Below are 4,207 nucleotides of genomic sequence, written 5' to 3' on the forward strand. Positions count from 1 at the left end.
CATCAAATTTAACACTCCCTTCACCTCCAAATATGATTATTTCATATTTGGGGATTAATTAAAATAGTGGGCCATTTTTCAACTAAAAATCTGTCAAAAATGGACCACTATTAAAATATCATATACAATCTTTATGATTTCTATTAAGTAAGAGCTGAGATAATCCTGAAATGATCATTTTATGCTGTTCGCATCTAACCTCTAATTTTTTATAGTTAATAGGTTGAGAAATAACTGTCATTCGTTCTACGTGAAACGAATGTTTACTCAGTTTATCAATAATATCGAAACTAATTCCATTTTCATCGACATTGACACAATCAAAGATATATTTAGGAGCAGATAGTATCATATAAATATGTGATTGGTTTAAATAAGTTTTTAAAGGCTCCTCGATTGTGTATAAAGACTCGACAGGAAATAAAAAGTATTTTTCAGCAAAAACATTTAAGCAAGCTTCAGTAGAAAATTTTGGCAGTAGACTTTTTCCATCCATTTTAGATTCTCCTATTCAGTTTTGATAATAAAACATTATTTATATGAGTTAAACAGGTTTGACGTTAACATATACACCTTAGAATCAAATTCACAATGTTATAAAGATAAAAAAGTATGAATGTTTATTATAATCGATCAAATATATCTATTTTTTTTAAATTTATAAGACTAAAACCCAGATCTTCGACTATTTGCTTCACGCTGCTCTTTCATAAACAGATAATCTGCCCGGCTCGTGACATTACCTGGTTTCTTGCGACATTCGTCCAGGAATACATGAATCTTCTTTTTATTTTCAATCCCTTTGAAATAAACCGTTTCTCTTGCGATAGCTTCCAGTCCTGGCAGCTCTACCTTTAAGTATTCACGGCTTAAACCGTTATTCACCACAAAATAGACTTCTTTGTATTCATAATAAAGTTCCTCAATGGCATAGGGGCTTTCCTTCAGGTATAGATCCTGCATGATATAAATCAACGATTCCAGTGATCGGTACTCAATGACCTTTCCTATTCCTACCAGGTCCCGTTCTGAAGCAATGGTTTCTATATCATTTACTCTTAGAATCTCGGCACCATACTTTTTACAAAAGATGCCATACGGCGCTGTCAGAACGATATTTGCCTGACGCTTGATCCGATAATCCACGCCATGCTTGGGACTGACATTAAGGATTGTGATTCTATTTGTTTTAAAAAAAGCATCGTATTTTTCAAAGATCTTTTGAGCAACCTCATCGTCCCGGATACGAAACAGCGTTCTTGGCGTGATATAACCATCCTGTTTCAGCCAGGCAACTGCCTGTGGCTCCATCTGCCGAAAAATCCGGCTTGGTGGATAGAGAACATCATCTTTATGACTTTTAACATATTTCAAAATTTCCTCTATTAGCTCATCTGATTCATTTAAAATTCGCCGGATCTCATCCTCTGATTCCTTATCACTATTGTTCTCTTGCTTCAGGAATGCACCATAGATACTACTTAGTAAATCCCCTAACTCAAAATATTTCTTAGACAGGGTATCATTGATAATAATCGGCTGTTCATCGATAAAATTTGACCACTGGTAGATTCGTAAATCGATCCCTGGAAAAATGTGTTCGATTTCTTCCCGGCGCTTCAAACGCTTGGCATTCTTCAAAAGACTATCTAGATGTTGCTTATCTGCAATTGCAAAATGTCTGATACACTCGGATCCAGTTCTCAGACAATTCTGATTGATTGAATTTTTGATATAGAATACGTTTTTAATGGGCCTTCCGCACACTTCACAGGTGACTTTCTTATCATCCGGGAGAAGATCCACACTACGGCTTGTATCGATTTGCCATTCATTTTTGGCCTGGGTCACGATATCGTTTCGCATCCGGTAGATATTCAGTTCTTCTTCGGTCGCTTTTTCTTTTTTCAATATCTGCTCATCAATGGTTGTATGTTTTTTAAGTCTTATTTTGAGTAAAGGATAGTCGTTTATCACATCGCTGAACAATAACAAATTCCGTTCTTTTTTGATAATCAGCTTTTTCAAATGAACCTCCCCTTTGTGGTATTGTTTTCATTGTAAGATTAATGAACTGTTTTGTCAAATTATGAAATATATTCTGCAACTAATGCTCCTTACCTTCAACAAACCATTTTGGCTTTTCATAATAGACATAGACGTCTTTATTTTTAATTCGACAAAGATACCGGGTTCCCTGTCCGCCGACCTTCAAAGACGATCTAGGCCGGATATCAAAGATAAAGTCAATATCAAACTCTCGACCATCTTCCCACAATATCTTCATCGGAATGATCTTTCCATCTTTTTCAAATTTTGCAATCACCGGCACAAACTTCTTCACCGCCATAAAAGCATCTCCTTCTAAAAATATGAAATGGGATAGATGACATGATCTTTCTTAGCATCCAGGCACCCCATCGGATCATCAATCGTCACAGCCCGTCGCACCGCCAGATTGCCAAAGCGTTTTTTTAAGCCATCCACGGTATCATCCAATCTTGCCTGTCGTACCCGTAATTCCTCATTGCCAAATAAATCCAGTTGAATGGGCGTTGAATCCGGTATCAGATCGGTAACCCTCACACCCATGGAGCGGATGTCCGAACTGAAATCATAGTTTCTTACAAACAGATCAATAGCAGCTCTGGCAATTTCATTGGTCAGATCCGATGGTTTCTGGAGCTTCATTTGCCTGGTAAAGCTGTGAAGCTCTTTATTTCGAACATGAATGGCCACAGTCTGACAATAACAGCCGGTTTCCCTTAAACGCATGGCCACGCTTTCGGTCAGCATATAAATTATGATCTTGACGTCTTTCAAATTAGTTAAGTCCCTGGGTGTGGTAATGCTGTTGCCAATGCTTTTAATCAGCCGTTCATTGCCATTATAATGCTCATCAAAGCTTTTAACCGGGCTATCGTCCAGACCATTGGCAAACCGCCATAGAACCACCCCCATCTTACCAAACACATGAACCAGAAAATCAAGATTACTTTCTGCTAATTGGCCGATGGTATAAATACCATATTTCAGTAATTTCTTTTTGGTAGATCGCCCCACATAAAGCAGATCCCCAGCTTCCTGTTCCCAGACAATTTTTCTATAATTATCTCGGGTAATTACTGTGATCGCATCCGGTTTCTTGTAATCCGATCCATATTTTGCAAAAATCTTGTTCCAGGATACTCCGATTGATACCGTTACTCCCAGTTCATCTTTAATTTCCGCACTGATCTTTCGGGCAATTTCTTCGCCTGATCCGTGGATTTTCACACTATTCGTACAATCGACCCAGGATTCGTCCAAACCATAAGGCTCCACCTGATCCGAATACCGGTTATAAATCTGTCTGGACAACTTTGAATATCGGAGATACCGTTCATAATTCGGCGGTACAATGATAAGCCCAGGACATTTCCCCATCGCTTGCCATAAGGCTTCTCCGGTCTTAACACCTGCTTTTTTGGCTTTCTCATTCTTGGCCAGGATTATCCCGTGACGTTTTTCCGGATTACCACCAACGGCCACCGGCTTTTCTCTAATCTCTGGATTATATAAACACTCTACCGCTGCATAAAACGAATTCATGTCGCTATGTAAAATAACACGATCCATTTCTTCACCCCACTCAATCACCAAATGAAACGAACGTTCGTTCTATTAATAGTATACCTTTTTATGATATATTGTCAATAACAAATTATAGCCAAAGGGTATTCATCTATTGATTCCATTCATTTTTTTAATTCCTGTTTCCCGAGGAAACAAATCTCTTTGGAGTGAGACAAAAATTTTATAATTTCAGAAACAAAAAAGCTACTGTATTAATTCTATACAATAGCTCAAGTAATAATAATATCCAGTTTTCGTTAAACTTATTTTTGCTTCTCAGATATTTCCCGACAATTATTGACGTTAAATCTCTTTCACATCGACTTCTTCAAATGTTAGGATCTCTTTATCCGATTCTAACTTATCAGTTTCAACTGATAATTGGAGATCTCTGCCAAACTTGTCACTGACCTCATCTACGATTCCCTTGTAGATAGATGAATCCAGTTCCGCTTCACCACTCATTTTTACTTTTAATTGCGACAATTTGATTAGTGGTTTAAGTCCGGACTTCGCAATAATTTTTGTTGTTATTTTAGAACTGAATGATTCATTGACGTCGAGCTTTCCATCGAGAAAATCCATTTTAAGC

The 4,207-nt window shown here is 37.5% G+C and carries 5 protein-coding genes; all 5 read right to left on the reverse strand.

Annotated elements, in window-relative coordinates; genetic code table 11:
* Positions 1 to 118 precede the first annotated feature (118 nt).
* Positions 119 to 496: a hypothetical protein gene (locus ACWI_RS18150; protein ID WP_070372861.1), complete on the reverse strand. Its 378-nt coding sequence runs from the start codon at positions 494 to 496 to the stop codon at positions 119 to 121.
* A 170-nt stretch (positions 497 to 666) separates the two neighbouring features.
* Positions 667 to 2,028: a PLC family EF-hand domain-containing protein gene (locus tag ACWI_RS18155; protein WP_070372862.1), complete on the reverse strand. Its 1,362-nt coding sequence runs from the start codon at positions 2,026 to 2,028 to the stop codon at positions 667 to 669.
* A gap of 79 nt (positions 2,029 to 2,107) precedes the next feature.
* The gene (locus tag ACWI_RS18160; RefSeq protein WP_070372863.1) at positions 2,108 to 2,350 is read right to left on the reverse strand and encodes a hypothetical protein; all 243 of its coding nucleotides are present in this window, start codon (positions 2,348 to 2,350) and stop codon (positions 2,108 to 2,110) included.
* Between the two features lie 14 nt (positions 2,351 to 2,364).
* Complete coding sequence (dinB, locus tag ACWI_RS18165) at positions 2,365 to 3,618, reverse strand: DNA polymerase IV (protein ID WP_070372864.1); 1,254 nt, start codon at positions 3,616 to 3,618, stop codon at positions 2,365 to 2,367.
* A 300-nt stretch (positions 3,619 to 3,918) separates the two neighbouring features.
* A partial coding sequence (locus tag ACWI_RS19195) for a hypothetical protein (protein ID WP_175440989.1) occupies positions 3,919 to 4,207 on the reverse strand: 289 nt, incomplete at its 5' end.

Source organism: Acetobacterium wieringae (assembly GCF_001766835.1).
GTDB classification, from domain to species: domain Bacteria; phylum Bacillota; class Clostridia; order Eubacteriales; family Eubacteriaceae; genus Acetobacterium; species Acetobacterium wieringae.